General features: G+C 65.8%; 13 protein-coding genes. 4 read left to right on the top strand and 9 right to left on the bottom strand.

The features are described from left to right. The first annotated feature begins 84 nt into the window (after positions 1 to 84). A complete protein-coding gene (gene galU, locus LL06_RS09970) occupies positions 85 to 969 on the top strand; it encodes a UTP--glucose-1-phosphate uridylyltransferase GalU (RefSeq protein WP_035525654.1) in 885 nt (294 codons plus the stop codon). A 60-nt stretch (positions 970 to 1,029) separates the two neighbouring features. On the opposite strand, the gene LL06_RS09975 is transcribed toward galU, so the two are convergent. Further along, a complete protein-coding gene (locus tag LL06_RS09975; protein ID WP_152599557.1) occupies positions 1,030 to 2,616 on the bottom strand; it encodes an outer membrane beta-barrel protein in 1,587 nt (528 codons plus the stop codon). Between the two features lie 138 nt (positions 2,617 to 2,754). Between LL06_RS09975 and LL06_RS09980 the strand changes: the two genes are divergently transcribed. Continuing rightward, positions 2,755 to 3,750: a KpsF/GutQ family sugar-phosphate isomerase gene (locus LL06_RS09980; RefSeq protein ID WP_035525657.1), complete on the top strand. Its 996-nt coding sequence runs from the start codon at positions 2,755 to 2,757 to the stop codon at positions 3,748 to 3,750. 16 nt (positions 3,751 to 3,766) lie between these two features. Here the strand turns inward: LL06_RS09980 and LL06_RS09985 are convergent, their stop codons facing one another. The 8 genes from LL06_RS09985 to LL06_RS10020 form a co-directional block, all read right to left on the bottom strand. Further along, entirely contained in the window at positions 3,767 to 4,225 is a 459-nt protein-coding gene (locus tag LL06_RS09985; RefSeq protein ID WP_035525659.1) for an NfeD family protein, read from the bottom strand. Further along, entirely contained in the window at positions 4,222 to 5,244 is a 1,023-nt protein-coding gene (locus LL06_RS09990; protein ID WP_052161376.1) for an SPFH domain-containing protein, read from the bottom strand. The genes LL06_RS09985 and LL06_RS09990 overlap by 4 nt, the downstream gene beginning before the upstream one ends. 259 nt (positions 5,245 to 5,503) lie before the next feature. Then, complete coding sequence (gene hemH, locus LL06_RS09995; protein WP_244447090.1) at positions 5,504 to 6,580, bottom strand: ferrochelatase; 1,077 nt, start codon at positions 6,578 to 6,580, stop codon at positions 5,504 to 5,506. A 152-nt stretch (positions 6,581 to 6,732) separates the two neighbouring features. Further along, on the bottom strand, positions 6,733 to 8,745 hold the full coding sequence (locus LL06_RS10000) for a 5'-nucleotidase C-terminal domain-containing protein (RefSeq protein WP_035525666.1): 2,013 nt from the start codon (positions 8,743 to 8,745) through the stop codon (positions 6,733 to 6,735). 229 nt (positions 8,746 to 8,974) lie between these two features. Beyond that, positions 8,975 to 10,228, bottom strand: a complete 1,254-nt coding sequence (locus LL06_RS10005) for an AMP-binding protein (RefSeq protein WP_035525668.1) — start codon at positions 10,226 to 10,228, stop codon at positions 8,975 to 8,977. A gap of 21 nt (positions 10,229 to 10,249) precedes the next feature. Continuing rightward, a complete protein-coding gene (omp10, locus tag LL06_RS10010) occupies positions 10,250 to 10,615 on the bottom strand; it encodes an outer membrane lipoprotein Omp10 (protein WP_035525671.1) in 366 nt (121 codons plus the stop codon). 133 nt (positions 10,616 to 10,748) lie between these two features. Continuing rightward, on the bottom strand, positions 10,749 to 12,200 hold the full coding sequence (locus LL06_RS10015) for a homospermidine synthase (protein WP_035525673.1): 1,452 nt from the start codon (positions 12,198 to 12,200) through the stop codon (positions 10,749 to 10,751). 97 nt (positions 12,201 to 12,297) lie between these two features. Continuing rightward, on the bottom strand, positions 12,298 to 14,145 hold the full coding sequence (locus LL06_RS10020) for a M3 family oligoendopeptidase (protein WP_035525674.1): 1,848 nt from the start codon (positions 14,143 to 14,145) through the stop codon (positions 12,298 to 12,300). Positions 14,146 to 14,338: 193 nt separating this feature from the next. On the opposite strand from LL06_RS10020, the gene LL06_RS10025 reads away from it, so the two are divergent. After that, complete coding sequence (locus LL06_RS10025; RefSeq protein WP_035525675.1) at positions 14,339 to 15,874, top strand: sigma-54 dependent transcriptional regulator; 1,536 nt, start codon at positions 14,339 to 14,341, stop codon at positions 15,872 to 15,874. A gap of 309 nt (positions 15,875 to 16,183) precedes the next feature. Beyond that, on the top strand, positions 16,184 to 17,459 hold a 1,276-nt coding region (locus LL06_RS10030; protein ID WP_244447091.1), incomplete at its 3' end, for a DUF882 domain-containing protein.

Consider the following 17,459-nt stretch of genomic DNA (forward strand, 5'->3'; position numbering starts at 1 on the left):
AATTCCTAAGAGATGCCGTCTATTGCCGGTGGCCGCGGCCGGGATGTACCGGATAAGATCATTTATGAGAAATGAGGAAAAGACATGACATTGACGCGCAAAATCAGAAAAGCCGTCCTGCCGGTCGCAGGTCTTGGCACCCGCTTTCTGCCCGCCACCAAGGCGGTGCCGAAAGAGATGCTGACCGTGGTCGACAAGCCGGTGGTGCAATATGTCGTCGAGGAGGCCATGGAGGCCGGCATCGAGCATTTCATCTTCGTCACCGGCCGCAACAAGGGGGTGATCGAGGATCATTTCGACATTCAGGTCGAACTCGAGGCGACGCTGCGCGAGCGCGGCAAGACGGTGGAACTGAAATCGCTCGAAGACATGCTGCCCAAGGCCGGCGCGACCAGTTTCACGCGCCAGCAGGCGCCGCTCGGTCTCGGCCACGCGGTCTGGTGCGCGCGCGACATCGTCGGCGACGAGCCCTTCGCGCTGCTGCTCCCGGACATGGTGATGCGCGACAAGGTCGGTTGCCTGTCGGGCATGGTCGAGCTTTACAACAAGGTGGGCGGCAACATTGTCGCGGTGGGCGAGTGCGATCCCGAGCTGGCGCACAAATACGGCATCGTCGGCAAGGGCGAGGCGCTCGACGGCGGCTTTCGCATCACCGAAATGGTGGAAAAGCCGGCGAAGGGCACCGCACCCTCGAATTACTACATCAATGGCCGCTATATCCTGCAGCCCGAGATCTTTGACATCCTGTCCAATCAGGAGCGCGGCGCCGGCAATGAAATCCAGGTGACCGACGCCATGCTCAAGCTTGCCGCGGGCCAGCCGTTCTCGGCCTATCCCTTCGCCGGCGAGACCTATGATTGCGGCTCGAAGGAGGGCTTCATTCTCGCCAATGTCGCCTTCGCGCTCGAGCGCGAGGACATCAGGCCGCTGGTGGCGGACGGTCTGAAAAAGCTGATCGCCAGCGCCTGACGCGCTCGCGCGCCCCAGAGGACGCGGCCGGATCGAGGGGACGGGCGGTTGCCCGGCCCGTCATCTCCTGAGCCTGAGGCCGAGCCCGACGCGGGTCGTCTTCTCGTCGGTGACGCCGGGTTCCCGTGTGCGGGTGTAGCTCGCATCCGCCTCCAGGTCGAGATAGCGGTTGATGCTCCAGGTCAGCCCGGTGGAGACGCCGTAGCTGCGCTGGTTGCTGCGGCCGCTGCCCGAATCGTAATCCCTCAGGCCCGCGGCAGCGCCCAACCGCGCCACCACCGAACTGTGGATCTGCTGGGTGAGGGTGGAATTGAAGGCGTAGACGACCGAGCCGGACTGGCCGGCGGCCGTCGCCGATTCCAGCGTCGTGGCGAGCGCGGTCCTCACGTCGGTCCCGCGCCGGGGCGACCAGTTGACCACGCCGTCCAGCGTCAGCCCCGACAGGTCGCTCAGCTTGCCGTCGTCCAGGTTTCTCAGCACATAGCCCGCGGCAAGCTCGCCGGTTAGCTTCTCGCCGAAGTCGAATTCGGAGCCGGCGCGCACGCCATAGGTCGTCGACGAGCGTTCGGCGCCGGTGTTGTCGATGCGCTGGTCGTAGCGCTCGCGGCCGACCGAGGCTTCCAGGAACGGAATCAGGGCCGGCGACACGGCGTAGCCGATGCGCGTGGTGAGTTCGGCCCCCAGCGTGTCGCGGTCGTTGACCGCAATGGTGCTGCCATCCGCGGAGGTGGCGTCGCCATAGATCTTGCGGGTCACTTCGAGCGTAGTCGTGCCGCGTAGAATCCCAAGGTCCTTCTGGGCGCCTACGAGCGCGCGCAGTTCGTGGATCCCCGATTGCGTGGTCGCCCCGGCGATGGCGTTCGGGTCGGTGCGGCTTTCCTGGGAATAGCTGTATCCGGCGCCAAGGATCCCGGTCACGTCGTTGACGAGATCGAGGTTGAGCCGGGCATCCAGATTGGCGCGCGGCTCCTCGGCGCCCGTGCCCGAGATGTTCTTCTGGAACGTGCCGGAGCCTTCGACCCGGAGCTGGTGGCGCGACCAGTTGGATTCGAGCACCCCGGATGCGGTGGTCTCGCTGTAGATCCTGCTGGTCTTCGACCCGCCATAGCTGGTCGATTCGTGCACGAGCCGCTCGGAAAGCGTTGGCCGCAGGGTCAGCGTCCCCAGCATGAAGCCCGGCACGGTGGCGTCATCTGCGGGCGGATTGAGGGGCAGACCGTCGACCGTGGCGATGCGCTCGTTCTGGCGCTCAAGGCTTGCGGCGTAGTCCCGGTCGGCCTGGCTCAGATCCGAGACGGGGCCAACGGCGCCGGTTTGGTCTGCCGCAACGGCTTCCACGGGAGCCGCGACGGGCTGTACCGGCTGGCTGGGGCTGGCCGCGACCGCGCCCCTGGCGGCCGCAGTTCCGGTATCGGGGCGCGCGGGCAGGGCTCCGTACAGGGTGGCGGCAGCGCTCGATTGCGCCGACGGGGCAGCCGTAGTCGTGCCGCGCAGCCCGTAGGTCTCGTCGGCGGCATCGGCGCCGGAAACCGATTGCGCCTGCGCCGCCGACATCAGCGCGATCAGGCAGACCGCCGAAGCGTAGGCGCGCAAGCGCGGGCGTCGGGCCGCCGTGTGTGTCAGTGCCGTCGTGTCTCGCTTGCGCATGCGTTTGTCGGATCCGGAGCCATCGAAATCTTGTCAAACCGTAAACACATGTGGTTAACGCAAGGTTTCGATCCTGCCTTTTGCCGCAGGCTTGTCTGGTTGATGGACACGGAGGCGGCAAAGCGATATTCCGGCGCCATGAAGAAGATCCTGCCCGATTACCCAGCCCACGAGATCACGCTGTCCGCGCGGCGGACGATCCTCACGGAGAAGAACGGTCTCGATGCGCTGGCCGCCGCCCTCGACAATGGTCTTGCGGAGCCCTTCATCCGTGCGGTCGAGGCGCTGGGCGGCATCTCGGGCCGGGTGATCGTCACCGGCGTGGGCAAGAGCGGCCATATCGGCGCCAAGATCGCCGCGACGCTGGCCTCGACCGGCACGCCGTCGCATTTCGTCCATCCGGCGGAAGCCAATCATGGCGATCTCGGCATGATCGCCCATGACGACGCGATCATCGTGCTGTCCTGGTCGGGCGAAAGCGCCGAGCTCAAGGGCATCGTCGCCTATTCGCGCCGGTTCCAGATCCCGCTCATCGCCTTCACCGCGGGCGCGCATTCGGCGCTGGCGCGGGAGGCCGACATCGTCCTGCTGCTGCCGCGCGAGCAGGAGGCCTGTCCGCATGGGCTGGCGCCGACCACCTCGACGCTGATGCAGCTTGCGCTCGGCGACGCGCTGGCCGTGGCGCTGCTCGAGGCAAAGGGCTTCACCGCCGGAGATTTCCACACCTTCCATCCCGGTGGCCAGCTCGGCGCCAATCTGGCGCATGTCGCGGACGTGATGCACACCGGCGATTCTGTGCCGCTGGTGCCGTCCGGCACGCCGGCGCAGGACGCGATCATGACGCTGTCGCAGCGGAAATTCGGCTGTGTCGGGGTGACCGGGCCGGACGGGCGCCTGATCGGCATCGTCACCGATGGCGACGTGGCGCGGAACCTCGGACGGAACCTGGTCGATCAGCCGATCGACGCCATCATGACCAACCAGCCCAAGACCATCGCGCCCACCGCGCTCGCCAGCACCGCGATGGCCATCCTGAACAAGAACGCCATCGGTGCGCTGATCGTCACCGATCCTGGCCTCATGCCGATCGGCATCGTGCATTTCCACGATCTGCTGAGGATCGGCGTCGCCTGAACCGCGGCCCTGCCGCTCAGGCGGCGGGCTCCACCGTCAGGCATCCCGCTTGGGCCATGACAATCCGCACCCGCGCGCCCGCAGGCATGTCCGGGCCCTCTACCAACCAGGTGGTGTCGTCGAGCCGGATGCGACCCCTGCCTTCCCGGATCGGATCCTCCAGCATCGCGGTGCGGCCGACCAGCCCTTCGATGCGCCGGTTGAGCATGGGCTGATCCGTCTTGGTGTTGGATCCGGAGAAGCGCCTTCCGGCGAGCGCCAGAACCAGCGCGAGAACCGCGAACACCAGCATCTGCATCTGCCAGCCCCAGATCGCCGCGCCCCACAGCGGGAACGACAGGGCGCCGACGATGATGGCCGCCAGCCCGATCCAGAGCAGGAAAACACCCGGCACCAGGATCTCGAGTCCCAGGAACACCAGGCCGACGATCCACCAGGTCCAGGGCCCGAGTTCGGTGACCAGCCAGGCGATCATGCGTCAGGTTCCGTGGTGCCGGCGGAAAAGCCGGGGGTCGTGGGCCGCGCCGGGCGGCCAGCTTGGCTCGGAGCGCGCACCGGGATCGCCGAGGGCGCATCGCCATCCTTGCCGAAGACCTCGCGGGCGATCGCGCCGATGCCCCCCAGCGTGCCGATCAGCGCGGAGGCCTCGAGCGGCATGAGGATGACCTTCTGGTTGTTGGCCGACGCGATCTTGCCCAGCGCCTCGGTGTATTTCTGCGCGACGAAGTAGTTGATCGCGGCGGGATCACCTTCGGAGATGGCGATCGACATCATCTGCGTCGCCTTGGCTTCGGCCTCGGCCAGCCGTTCGCGCGCCTCGGCGTCGCGGAAGGCTGCGTCCCTGCGGCCTTCGGCCTCGAGGATGGCCGACTGCTTGGCGCCCTCGGCGCGCAGGATCTGGGCGTTGCGGAAGCCCTCGGCCTCCAGCACCTCGGCGCGCTTCTCGCGCTCGGCCTTCATCTGCCGGCCCATCGATTCGACCAGGTCCACCGGCGGGGCGATGTCCTTGATCTCAACGCGGGTGATCTTGATGCCCCAGGGGGCCGCTGCCTGGTCGACGACGCGCAGCAGGCGGTCGTTGATGGCGTCGCGGTTGGACAGAAGCTCGTCGAGATCCATCGACCCCATGACGGAACGGATGTTGGTCATGGTCAGGTTCAGCAGCGCCTGCTCGAGATTGGACACCTGATAGGCGGCCTCGGCGGCGTTGAGCACCTGGTAGAACGAGACGGCATCGGCGGAGACCGAGGCGTTGTCCCTGGTGATGACCTCCTGGGTGGGGATGTCGAGCACCTGCTCCATGATGTTGATCTTGCGGCCGATGCGGTCGACGAAGGGGACGATGATGTTGAGCCCCGGCGTCAGCGTCCTCGTGTAGCGGCCGAAGCGCTCGACCGTATAGGCATAGCCCTGCGGTACCGTCTTGATGCCTGATACGAGGATCAGCAGCGCAATGACGACGACGACGATGACTGTAATATCCAGTCCCAACATGCCCGTGACCTCCCTGGCGCGCCTGCCGCGTCAGGTCCGATGCGGCGGCGGCTCTATCCAACACTTGTCCACGCGGCCTGCCGCGTCTCCCGATCAAGCTCCGGGTCGATGCCGCAGCGGGCTTGTGGTTGGCGGCGCGAAGCCGCTCCGACAACAGGTAATTGGTCTCGAAGGAGCATGCAATCTTAACCGGGCAATATCTTTGCGCCCGGCCCCGCGCCCGGCGTCCCCGCGCCTTCCGGGGAGATCTGGCCGGCTGTCAGATCCAGCCCTGCAGTTCGCGCCGGACGATGGCTTCGAGCACCTTCATGCCCTCGGGACTGTCGTTGAGGCAGGGGATATGGGTGAAGTGCTCGCCGCCATTCTCGTGGAACAGCTCGCCGGCCTCGCCCGCGATTTCCTCGAGCGTCTCCAGGCAGTCGGAGACGAAGCCGGGATTGATCACCGCGATGCGCTTCACCCCGTCGCGGGCGAGCTTCTCGACGGTCTTGTCGGTGTAGGGCTGCAGCCACTCCTCCGGGCCGAAGCGGGACTGGAAGGTCGGCATCAGCTTTTCCTTGGGCCAGCCCAGCCGCTCCCGCACCAGCCGCGCGGTCTTCATGCACTGGCAGTGATAGGGGTCGCCCTTGAGGAAATAGGACTGCGGGATGCCGTGGAACGAGGTGAGCACGATCTCCGGCTCCCAGCCCAGTCCGGCGATATGAGTCTCGATCGAGCGGGCGATGGCGTCGATATAGACGGGATCGTCATGATAGGGCGGCACGGTGCGCAGCGCGGGCTGCCAGCGCATGCCCATCATCGCCTGGAAGGCCTTGTCGTTGACGGTGGCGGTGGTTGCCGCGGCATATTGCGGATAGAGCGGAAACAGCACGATGCGGTCGCAGCCGGCATCCTTGAGCGCCTGCATCCGGTCGGGAATCGACGGCTGGCCGTAGCGCATGGCCCAATCGACCATGACCGCCGGATGGTCCGACAGGGCGGCGCCGAGCTGGTCGGACTGGTTGCGGGTGTAGGTTCTGAGATAACTCTCGTCGAGATCGTGGTTCCAGATCTCCTCATAGGCCTTGCCGACGCGCTTCGGCCGCGTGTTGAGGACGATGCCGAACAGGATCGGGTACCACAGGATGCGCGGCCATTCGATCACCCGCTTGTCGGTGAGGAATTCCTTGAGATAGCGCCGCATGGAGCGGTAGTCGGTGCCGTCGGGCGTGCCAAGATTGACGATGAGGACGCCGACTTTCTGGATCTTCACGGGCGCATGGCCAGGCGGCAGTTCGCCCACGGCCCGGCTGGCCTCGTCATTCAGGGTCACACGGGTGTTCAAAGTCGCGTCCATTTCATGTGCTTTGCAGGATGGGGTCGATGTTGCTGGGGAACATAGTGACATAGCGCGACAAATCAATCATCCGTCGGACCGGCATTCGTTATTCCGCAAATGCAAAAGGGCCCGGAAAACCGGGCCCTTCCGCGAAGATGTGCCTGGAGCGCTCAGTTGGCCGGGATGGTGAGCGTTTCCCCGATCACCAGGCCCCTGGCGGATGCCGAGGGATTGGCTTCGGCGATCTTGTTCCACTGCGTGGGGTCGCCGTAATAGGTCTTGGCAAGATCCCAGAACGTGTCGCCTGAAGCGATGACATGTTCCTTGGCTGTCATCGCGGCGTCCGCCGCGGGGGCCACCTCTGCCGCCGGCGCGGTCTCTGCTGCCGGGGCGGTTGCTTCAGCAGCGGGAGCGGTTTCTGCAGCCGGTGCCGTTTCGGTTACCGGAGCGGTTTCCGCAGCGGGAGCCGTTTCGGCCGCTGGGGCAGTTTCTGCAGCAGGAGCCGTCTCTGTTGCCGGAGCGGCCTCGGTCGCCGGGGCGGTTTCCGCGGCCGGAGCGGCTTCGGGGGCTGTCGTAGTGGCGGCGGCCATCACGCGTCCATCGGTGTAGGGCGTGTAGGGCGCGTTCTTTTCCAGATAGTCGGCCACAACCTGTTCGAGGCCGGGGCCGAAATCATAGGCATTCATGCCGGCGGTCTTGAAGGTCGAATAGCCGTCGCCGCCGCCGCGCATGTAGTTGTTGGTGGCCACCGAATAGGTGGCGTCAGGATCAATCGGCTTGAAGCCGTCCCCATCCTTGACCTCCACCGAGACGATCCGCGAACCGGCCGGAGCGCCCTTGTCGAAGGTGTAGCGCAGGCCCGAGACCTGGGCGAACCGGCCGGCGCCTTCCTCGATCTGGCTGGCGCCGTTCTCAAGCGCCGCGATGATGTCGGAGCCCTTCAGCTCGAACGTCGCCAGGGTGTTCTGGAACGGCAGCACGCCGAGCACTTCGCCCATGGTGATCTCGCCCGCATCGATGGAGGCGCGCAGGCCGCCGCCGTTCTGGATGGCGATGGTCACGCCCTGGTCCTTGACGCGATCGACCATGGCGTCGGCGACGAGGTTGCCCATTGCGCATTCGGTGGTGCGGCAGGTCTCGCGGCTGCCGTCGATCTCCGCCGTGCTCTCGGAGACCTTCTTGGTCTTCAATTCCTCGATGGGAGCGCCAAGCTCCTTGATCCGCGCCAGCACGGCCTCATCCGGCTTGATCGCGGCGTCGAGAAAGAGCGGATCGCCCTTGGCTTCCTTGACCACGCCATTGTCGTCGAAGGTCACGGTGAATTCGCCGAGATACTTCGAGTAGGACGCGGCCTGGGTGACCGGAACCTGATAGCCTTCCGGATTGTCGATCATGGTAGGATAGGGCCCTTCGGCCTTCTCGTCCGTGTTCGACAGCAGCGAGTGGGAGTGACCTCCCACCACCACGTCGACGCCGGGGATCTTGGCGATCATTTCCTTGTCGCGCGGATAGCCGACATGGGTGAGCGCGATGATCTTGTTGACGCCTTCGGCCTTGAGCTTCTCGACTTCGGCGGTGATCGTGGCGATGTCTTCCTCGATCGTGATGTTCGGGCCGGGAGAGGAGATCTCCGGCGTGTCATTGGTCACCGCGCCGACGATGCCGATCTTCTCGCCGCCGACCTCGATCACCACCGAGGGCTTGATCCGGTCGCCGACCTTCGAGGCCGCGCTGGCCGACACGTTGGCCGACAGGACCGGAAACTTGATCACGTCCAGGAACGGCGCCAGCGCATCCTCGCCGTCGTCAAACTCGTGGTTGCCCACGGTCATGGCGTCGAACTTCATCAGGTTGAGGAATTCGGCTTCCACCGTGCCCTTGTAGGTGGTGTAGAACAGCGAGCCCTGGAAATTGTCGCCGCCGTTCAGAAGCAGCAGGTTGTCGCCCTCATGGGCCTGGCGGCGATCGGCGACCGCCGTCACCAGCCGCGCCGCGCCGCCGATGCACTTGTCCTCGGCTTCTTCCTCGGCGGAACAGGTCGATTCATACTTGTTGTTGGATTCAATGCGGCTGTGCCAGTCATTGATGTGCAGAATCGTCAAGGTGTAATCGGCGAAGGCCGCGCCCGAACTCAGTGCGAGGATCGACGTCGACAAGAGCGCGCGTTTGAGAAGTGTGGTCATGGAATGGTTCCCTGTTCTGGTGCCCGCTGCCCGCTTGCAATCCGGCTTCCCGGAGCTTCCGGCAGTCTTGCCCCGATGTTTTCATCATCGGGGTCGAACATCAAGGGCCAAGAGTCTCCTGCGCCGAATATGACGCATTCCCCGGGCGCGTCAGGGCGCAGCCGGCGGAATGACCGTTCGCGATCGCCGGCGCTCGGGGCGGCGCGGCCAGGGGTCTCGGATGATGATGTCAGGCGGAGTAGTCGCGCTCGTCGGCGATGACCTTGCCGTCATTGGGAAGACTGCCGGGCGCGGCGATCTCGACGGTTCCGCGCAGCTTGAGGACCGCCGAAAGCGTCGCCTCGATCGGCGCGGGTTCGAGGGCGGCGCCCGGCGTCGGCTCGACGATCAGCCTCATCACGTCGGCGTCGCCCGAGCGGCTGACGACCAGGCGGGCGCGGGCGATGCCGGGATGGGCCTTGAGCACCTCGGAGACCTGCTTGGGGTCGACGAACATGCCCTTGACCTTGGTGCGCTGGTCGGCGCGGCCCATCCAGCCCTGGATCCGCGGGCCGGTGCGGCCGCAGGGCGACGCGCCGGGCAGGATCGCCGACAGGTCGCCGGTCCCGAAGCGGACCAGCGGATAGGCCGGATTGAGGGTGGTGACGACGAGTTCGCCGACCTCGCCGTCGGGAACCGGCTGGTTGGTGCCGGGACGGACGATCTCGACGATCATGTCCTCGTTGACGATCATGCCGGGATGCGGCGCCCCGTCCGCGCCGGCGCTCTCATAAGCGATGACGCCGAGATCGGCGGTGGCGTAGCACTGCAGCACCGCCACGCCCCGGTCGGCATAGGCCTGGCGCAGCGAGGGAAACAGCGCGCCGCCGGAGACCAGCGCCCGTTTGATCGACGTGAGGTCGCGGCCCAGCTCATCGGCCTTTTCGAGAATGATCTTGAGGTAATCCGGCGTGCCGGTGTAGCCCGTCGGCTTGAGGCGGGCCGCCGCGTCGACCTGGGCTTCGGTGTTGCCGGCGCCGGCGGGGAAGACGAGGCACCCGAGCGCGCGCGCGCCCTCGTCCAGGATGAAGCCGCCCGGCGTCATGTGATAGGCGAGCGAATTGTGGATGATGTCGCCGGCGCGAAAGCCCGCGGCAAACAGTGCGCGCGCCGCCGACCAGGGATCGGCGCCGAGCCCCTGCGGCTCCCAGACCGGACCCGGCGACAGGAACACCCGGTTGCCCCTCAGGGCTTCGGGGTCGGCCAGGCCGCCGAAGGGCGGGTTCCCGGCCTGCATCTCCATCAGGTCGGGCTTGCGCAGCACCGGAAGTGCCGCCAGCGCGGCGCGGCCCGTGAGGCTTGCGGGATCGGGATGGCCGAGCCAGGAATCGAGCGCCGGAAGCCGCTTGAGGCTCCGTTCCAGCAGGGCCCGGAGGGCGTCGAATGTCTCGCTTTCGCGGAACTCGGGCGCCCGCGTTTCCCGATCATCGAAATGGCTGGTCATCGCCTGCGCCCCGCCTCTGGCCTAGATGCGGCGCACCAGGGTGAATTGCGAGCCGGTCGAAGAGGTGCAGTTGAGCTGCGACGGAGTGGCCAGCGCGCAATTGACCCGCGATGTCGTCTGGCGCAGCAGCGAGGTCAGGTCGATCTCCACCATCTGATCGGAGACGTACCGGTAGGAGCCTTCGGCCAGCAGCGAGTTCGTGTCGGTCGTGCGGGTTTCGAAACGGCCGCCGTTGAAGCTCGAGATGATGCCGTTGGGATCCGTCCACTGGCCGTCGATGCCTTGCGGCTGCGCCGCCGGGATCGGGCGCGGGCTGTAGGAGGCGGACTGGCAGGAAGCCAGCAGGACGGCGAGCGCGCCGACAGCGAGAATGCGATGTGTGTTCATGGCGCGGTGCTCCCTTGAGCCTTCACAAATATGATTCCTTAGATGGAACAATGCAGCGCCGATGCGCCGAAAGCAAGGCAGACGCACGCCGGCCGGTCAATATGACCGGCCGGCGCTGCCTTTTGCGGGGTGTTTAGCGGACGAGGACGTTGCGGAACTGCCAGGGATCGCTTTCGTCGAGATCCTCGGGGAACAGGCCCGGGCGGCCGGTCAGCGGCGTCCAGTCGGTGTAATGGCCCTCGACCGGTCCGAGATAGGGCGTCTGCACTTCGAGGCAGCGCTTGTAGTCGACCTCGTCGGCCTCGACGATGCCGGCCTCGGGGTTTTCCAGCGCCCAGACCATGCCGGCGAGCACCGCCGAGGTCACCTGCAGGCCGGTTGCGTTCTGGTAGGGCGCGAGCTTGCGGGTTTCTTCCAGCGACAGCCGCGAGCCGTACCAGTAGGCGTTCTTGTCATGGCCGTAGAGCAGCACGCCGAGCTCGTCGAGACCCTCGACCAGCTCGTTCTCGTCGAGCACGTGCTGCACCGGCTGGGCATTGCCGCCATTGCCGAACATCTCGTGCAGCGACAGCACCGCGTCATTGGCCGGATGATAGGCGTAGTGGCAGGTCGGGCGGTAGCTGACGTCGCCGTTCTTGTCCTTGACCGTGAAGTAGTCGGCGATCGAGATCGACTCGTTGTGGGTGACCAGGAAGCCGTACTGGGCGCCCGGCGTCGGGCACCAGGTGCGCACGCGGGTGTTGGCGCCGGGCTGTTCGAGATAGATCGCCGCCTTGCAGCCCTTCTTGTGCTTCTTGGCGTTCTTGGGCATCCATTTCTCGTGGGTGCCCCAGCCGAGTTCGGCCGGCTGCAGGCCTTCGGAGATGAAGCCTTCCACCGACCAGGTGTTCCAGAACACGTTGAGGGGCTTGGGGGTCTTGGTGAGCTGCGTGTCGCGCTCGGCGATGTGAACGCCCTTGACGCCGACCTTCTTCATCAGCTTCGCCCAGCCCTCGCGGTCATGCTGGTCGGGCTCCTCGAACTTGATCTCGAGATCGTGGGCCAGGTTGACCAGCGCCTGCTTGACGAACCAGGACACCATGCCGGGATTGGCGCCGCAGGTGGAGACGGCGGTGGCGCCACCGGGGTTCTTCTTCTTCTCATGGCGCAGCGTCTCGCGCAGCGCGTAGTTGGTGCGCTCGGAATTCTTCATGTTCTTGTCGAAGTAGAAGCCGAGCCAGGGCTCGACGACGGTGTCGATGTAGAGCACGTCGAGCTTGCGGCAGAGCTTGATCAGATCCACCGAACCGGTGTCGACCGAGAGGTTGACGCAGAAGCCCTGGCCCTCGCCGTCGGTCAGCAGCGGCTTGAGCAGCTCCTTGTAGTTTTCCTTGGTGACATGCGCCTTGATGTGTCGGACGCCATATTTGGCGAGGATCTCCATGTCGTCGGCGTCGTCGCGCGGATCGATGACCACCATGCGGCTCTTGTCGAAGGTGAAGTGCCGCTCGATCAGCGGCAAGGTGCCGCGACCGATCGATCCGAATCCGATCATCACGATCGGACCCTTGATTTCGCCATAGACCGGATAATCCTGCTGGGCCATGTCATTCGCTCCATAAACTCATGCCGCGGCCATCCGCGACGGATAGCGGCGGCGTAAACCACACTTCGCTGTTACAATAAAGCGAAAACGGCTGCGATCACGAGTCCATGGCTTCGAGTTCGTCGATCAATCCCTCGATCATCGACAGGCCCTGGTTCCAGAAACCGGGGTCGGACGCGTCGAGGCCGAAGGGGGCCAGAAGCTCGGTGTGGTGCTTGGTTCCCCCGGCCTTCAGCATGTCGAAATAGCGCTCGCGGAAGCCTTCCGGGCTGTTCTGGTAGACCGAATAGAGCGAGTTCACCAGGCAATCGCCGAAGGCATAGGCGTAGACATAGAACGGCGAGTGGATGAAGTGCGGGATGTAGGCCCAGAAGGTCTCGTAGCCCTCCGAGAGCGCCACCGCCGGCCCGAGGCTTTCCGACTGGACGTCAAGCCAGAGCGCCCCCAATTGGTCCGAGGTCAGCTCGCCCTCGCGGCGCGCGGTGTGCACCCGCCGCTCGAATTCATAGAACGCGATCTGGCGCACCACGGTGTTGATCATGTCCTCCACCTTCTGCGCCAGCATCGCCTTGCGCTCGCGGCGATCGGTGGTGCGCTCGAGCAGGGCGCGGAAGGTCAGCATCTCGCCGAACACCGAGGCGGTCTCGGCGAGCGTCAGCGGGGTCGAGGACATCAGTGCGCCCTGCGCGCCCGCGAGCACCTGGTGGACGCCGTGGCCGAGTTCATGGGCGAGCGTCATCACGTCGCGCGGCTTGCCCAAATAATTGACGAGCACATAGGGATGGACCGAGGGCACGGTGGGGTGGGCGAAGGCGCCCGACATCTTGCCCGGGCGGCTCGGCGCGTCGATCCAGCGGCGGTCGAAGAAGCGGCCGGCGATGTCGGCCATTTCCGGCGCGAAGCCGTGATAGGCCGAAAGCACGGTGTTCCTGGCCTCGTCCCAGGGGATCACCGCCGACGGCGTCTCCGGCAGCGGCGCGTTGCGGTCCCAGAATTCGAGCTTGTCGACGCCCAGCCAGCGGGCCTTCATCGCATAATAGCGATGCGACAGCCGCGGGCAGGCCTCGCGCACCGCCTGGGCCAGCGCGTCGACCACCGGCCGCTCCACCCGGTTGGCGAGATGGCGGCTGTCGGCGATGTCCTCGAAGCCGCGCCAGCGATCGGAGATTTCCTTGTCCTTGGCGAGCGTGTTGGTGATCAGGGTGAAGGTGCGCAGGTTCTCCTTGAACGTCGCGGCGAGAGCCAGGCCGGCCTTCTTGCGCTTCGCCCCGTCGGAATCCTGCAGCATCGACAGCGTCACCTCGAGCGACAGTTTCTCGCCGTCGACGACGAATTCGAGGCTGCCCATGGTCTCGTCGAACAGCCGGTTCCAGGCGGCATGCCCGGTCATCGACTTCTCGTGGAACAACTGCTCGATGCGGTCGTCGAGCTGGTAGGGACGGTCGAGCCTGAGATCGTGGATCCAGGGCGTGTAGCGCGCCGCGCGCGGGTCGCGCTTCAGGCTGTCCTCGATCACCGCGTCGTCGATGCGGTTGAGCTCGAGCGCGAAGAACAGGAGATGCGCGCTGGTGTCGGTCATCGCGCTCTGCACGTCGCCGTAGAACTTGGCGATCTTCGGGTTGGAGGTGTCGGTGAAATAGGCCAGTCCCGCATAGGAGATGATCCGCCCCATCAGTTCTTCCAACTGCTCGTAAGCCTCGATGGCCGCGCCCAGCCCCTCGTCGCCCGAGCTTCTCGCCGCTTCCTCGATCCGGCCCTTCCAGCGCGATTCGAACGCCTCGGCGCGGCGCCTGGCCTCGGCCAGATCGGATTTGAACTCCGGCGCGTCGGGCGCGGCGTAGAGGTCCCCGAGATTCCAGCCCGGCAACTCTCCCAAAGCGGCATCCGCGCCCTGGGCCGTCGCGGCTGCGCGCACCGGCGCGTGGTCCAGAATTGTATTCGGCATGATGGCACTCTCTTTCGAACAGGATTGGTCAACGGAACCGGTCGGACGGGACGGCGAAGCGGCCTTCCGGTTTTACTGGCAGCGACGATTAAAATGCAAACATTTCTCGAAATGCGATTTTCAGCCTTTGCTGGCAGTCTCCGGCAATGGCGAAAGCCCTGACCGTACTCCCGGTAGTGAGGAAACAAAGCTCGTGTCCAACCGTATTGTGATTGTCGATGATGACCCGGTGCAACGCCGCTTGCTCAAGGCTGCGGCCGAACGCGCCGGCTATGAGACCGAAGTGTTCAGCGACGGGCGCTCTGCGCTGGTCCGGTTGAGCGACGGCGGCCCAACCGTGGACGCGGTCGTGCTCGATCTGATGATGCCGGAAATGGACGGGCTGCAGTTGCTTCAGCATATGCGCGACGCCGGCATCGCCGTTCCGGTGGTGGTGCAGACCGGGCAGGGCGGCATCGAGACCGTGGTCAAGGCCATGCGCGCGGGCGCCTTCGATTTTGTCGTCAAGCCGGTGTCCCCCGAACGCCTGGCCCTGTCGCTCGCCAATGCGCTCAAGGCCGCACGCTCGGGCGTCATCCCGAAGATGTCGCGCAAGGGCGTGGGCTTCAAGGATATCGTCGCCGCCAGCCCGGCGATGGAGCGGGTGATTTCGCTCGGCCATCGCGCCGCCGCCTCCACAATCCCGGTGGTCCTGGAAGGCGAATCCGGCGTCGGCAAGGAAATGATCGCCCATGCCATCCAGGCCGAGGGGATCCGGCGCAACAAACCGTTCGTCACCGTCAATTGCGGGGCCATTCCCGAGAACCTGGTGGAAAGCATCCTGTTCGGCCATGAGAAGGGCGCCTTCACCGGCGCTTCCGAGCGTCACGCCGGAAAGTTCTCCGAGGCCGATGGCGGAACGCTGTTTCTCGACGAGATCGGCGAACTGCCGCCCGAGATCCAGGTCAAGCTCTTGCGCGCGGTGCAGTCCGGCGAGATCGAAACCGTCGGCGCGCGGGTCGCCAAGAAGGTCGATGTCCGCCTGATCTCGGCCACCAACAAGGACCTGATCGCCGAGGTCAAGGCCGGCCGGTTCCGCGAGGATCTGTACTACCGGCTCAACGTGTTCCCGATCCATGTGCCGGCGCTGCGCAAGCGCAAGGAGGACATTCCGCAACTGGTGCGCCATTTCACCCAGCATTTCGCCGAGACGCTCGGCAAGCACCGTATCCGCGCCATTGCGCCCGAAGCCATGGCGCTGCTGACCGCGCATGACTGGCCGGGCAATATCCGCGAGCTGGAAAACGCCATCCACCGGGCGATCGTGCTGTGCGACAGCGACACGCTGACCGTCAGCCTGTTCCCGCAGATCGCCGCCCAGATGCCGGGCTACAGTCTCGAAGCGCGCGACGAGCCGGGCGAGCCCGGGAGCCTGGGGCAACTGCCTCCGGCGCTGGGCCTGATGGCCCCGGACGGTCTGGTCGAGCTCGATGCTCTCGATCCGCCCGAGCTCCCCGAGCCCGCGCTGCCCTCCGGCTACGGACTGCCGGCGGTCAATGCGGTGACGCTTGACGGCGAGGTGCGTCCGATTTCCGAGGTCGAGGAGGAACTGATCCGCTTCGCCCTGTCGTTCTACCGCGGGCAGATGAGCGAAGTCGCGCGGCGTCTCGGCATCGGCCGGTCGACGCTCTACCGCAAGCTCAAGGATTACTCGATCGACCCGGACAATCCCGGCCGCGAGGCCGCCTGAGCCCCCGGAATGCCGGCCGTGAAAAAATCGGCGCCCTGTTGATCTGTTTCATTCCTTGTTAAGTGATTGTTCACTATAAAAGGGCGTGAGCAGCGATACGTGGCGTTGGTTGCCATTGTGTCACCGCATTTGATCAGCAAATGGTGATCAACAACGGTTTTCCGGCGTTCGGGGACAATTTTGGCGACAATGACAAAGGGTTCAGCACTGGCACCGTCCACTTGGCACGTGGCTATTGGCTTGCGGCGCGCACTGGCGACGGCGCCATTGGTGCTGCGGGCCTGCGTACTGGCGCTCGTTGCGGTGACCATGCTCGCGGCCATGTCCGCCGGCGCCTTCGCGGAAACCCGCTCGCTCAAGCTCTATTACATCCACACCAAGGAAAAGGCCGAGATCGTTTTCAAGCGCAACGGCCAGTATGATCAGGCCGGGCTCAAGAAGCTCAACCGCTTCCTGCGGGACTGGCGGCGCAACGAGCCGACCAAGATGGATCCGAGACTTTTCGATCTAATCTGGGAAGTCTACCAGCGGACCGGCGCGCGGGACTACATCAACGTGGTTTCGGCCTACCGGTCGCCCGCCACCAACGACATGCTGCGCCGGACCCGCGGCGGCCAGGCCAAGAAAAGCCAGCACATGCTCGGCACGGCGATGGACTTCTTCATCCCCGGCGTGAAACTCGCCACGCTGCGCGCCACCGCGATGAAGATCCAGGGCGGCGGCGTCGGCTATTATCCGAAATCCGGCTCGCCCTTCGTCCATCTCGATGTGGGAAGCGTGCGCGCCTGGCCGCGCATGAGCCGGCAGGAACTGGCCAAGATTTTCCCCGACGGCAAGACGCTTCACCTGCCGCCCGACGGCAAGCCGTTGCCGGGCTACAAGGTGGCGCTCGCCGAATACAAGCGTCGTGGCGGAGCCATCGTCTCGACCAGCAGCGGCGGCGATTCGGATTCCGGCGGCAAGCGCTCTGGCGGCTTGCTGGCTGCCCTGTTCGGCGGCGACGAGGATGAAGAACCCGAAGCAATCGCCGCGGCGCCGACGCCTGCACCCGCGCCGGCCCGGACCGAAGTCGCCGCACTGCCCGGCGTGATGGACGCTCCGGCCGAGGCCGCGCCCGCAACGGAACTGGCGTTCACGCTGCCCACGCGGGGCCCGATGCCCGACGCACGGCCGGTGCTTGAGCCGCCGGTGGAGATGGCCGCGCTGGCGCCGCCCCCTCCGGTTCTGCCTGCCCAGGCCGAGGTCGACGCCTTTGCCGCCGCCGCCGGCGCGGTGGTCGCGACCACGCCACCGGAAGCCGTCGCTCCCGAAACCCCGGAAAGTGCCGTTGTCGACCTTGCCAGCATTCGCGCGCCGATCCCGGAATTCCTGGCTGAACGGACCGGCGGGGAAAGCCCTGCGCCCGAAGCGCAAGCCGTCGATGTCGCCCAATTGCCGGTGCCGAGCCTGATCAGGGCGCGCATGCTGGCTGAGGCCGAGGTGCCCGTGCCCGCAGATCCCGCCGGTGACATCCAGACCGCCTCGGCAACGCCCGTACCCGTAGCCGCTCCGGCGACGGACGATTCGTCCGCCACCGCCACGACGA

Source organism: Hoeflea sp. BAL378, assembly GCF_000759435.1.
In the GTDB taxonomy this organism is placed as follows: domain Bacteria; phylum Pseudomonadota; class Alphaproteobacteria; order Rhizobiales; family Rhizobiaceae; genus Hoeflea.

What these genes read in the sequence shown, in the direction of transcription:
- galU (WP_035525654.1), top strand. Translation starts at nt 85, where the DNA reads ATGACATTGACGCGCAAAATCAGAAAAGCCGTCCTGCCGGTCGCAGGT.
- LL06_RS09985 (WP_035525659.1), bottom strand. Translation starts at nt 4,225, where the DNA reads ATGATCGCCTGGCTGGTCACCGAACTCGGGCCCTGGACCTGGTGGATC.
- LL06_RS10005 (WP_035525668.1), bottom strand. Translation starts at nt 10,228, where the DNA reads ATGACCAGCCATTTCGATGATCGGGAAACGCGGGCGCCCGAGTTCCGC.
- LL06_RS10000 (WP_035525666.1), bottom strand. Translation starts at nt 8,745, where the DNA reads ATGACCACACTTCTCAAACGCGCGCTCTTGTCGACGTCGATCCTCGCA.
- LL06_RS10020 (WP_035525674.1), bottom strand. Translation starts at nt 14,145, where the DNA reads ATGCCGAATACAATTCTGGACCACGCGCCGGTGCGCGCAGCCGCGACG.
- LL06_RS09980 (WP_035525657.1), top strand. Translation starts at nt 2,755, where the DNA reads ATGAAGAAGATCCTGCCCGATTACCCAGCCCACGAGATCACGCTGTCC.
- LL06_RS10015 (WP_035525673.1), bottom strand. Translation starts at nt 12,200, where the DNA reads ATGGCCCAGCAGGATTATCCGGTCTATGGCGAAATCAAGGGTCCGATC.
- LL06_RS09975 (WP_152599557.1), bottom strand. Translation starts at nt 2,616, where the DNA reads ATGCGCAAGCGAGACACGACGGCACTGACACACACGGCGGCCCGACGC.
- omp10 (WP_035525671.1), bottom strand. Translation starts at nt 10,615, where the DNA reads ATGAACACACATCGCATTCTCGCTGTCGGCGCGCTCGCCGTCCTGCTG.
- hemH (WP_244447090.1), bottom strand. Translation starts at nt 6,580, where the DNA reads ATGGACGCGACTTTGAACACCCGTGTGACCCTGAATGACGAGGCCAGC.
- LL06_RS09990 (WP_052161376.1), bottom strand. Translation starts at nt 5,244, where the DNA reads ATGTTGGGACTGGATATTACAGTCATCGTCGTCGTCGTCATTGCGCTG.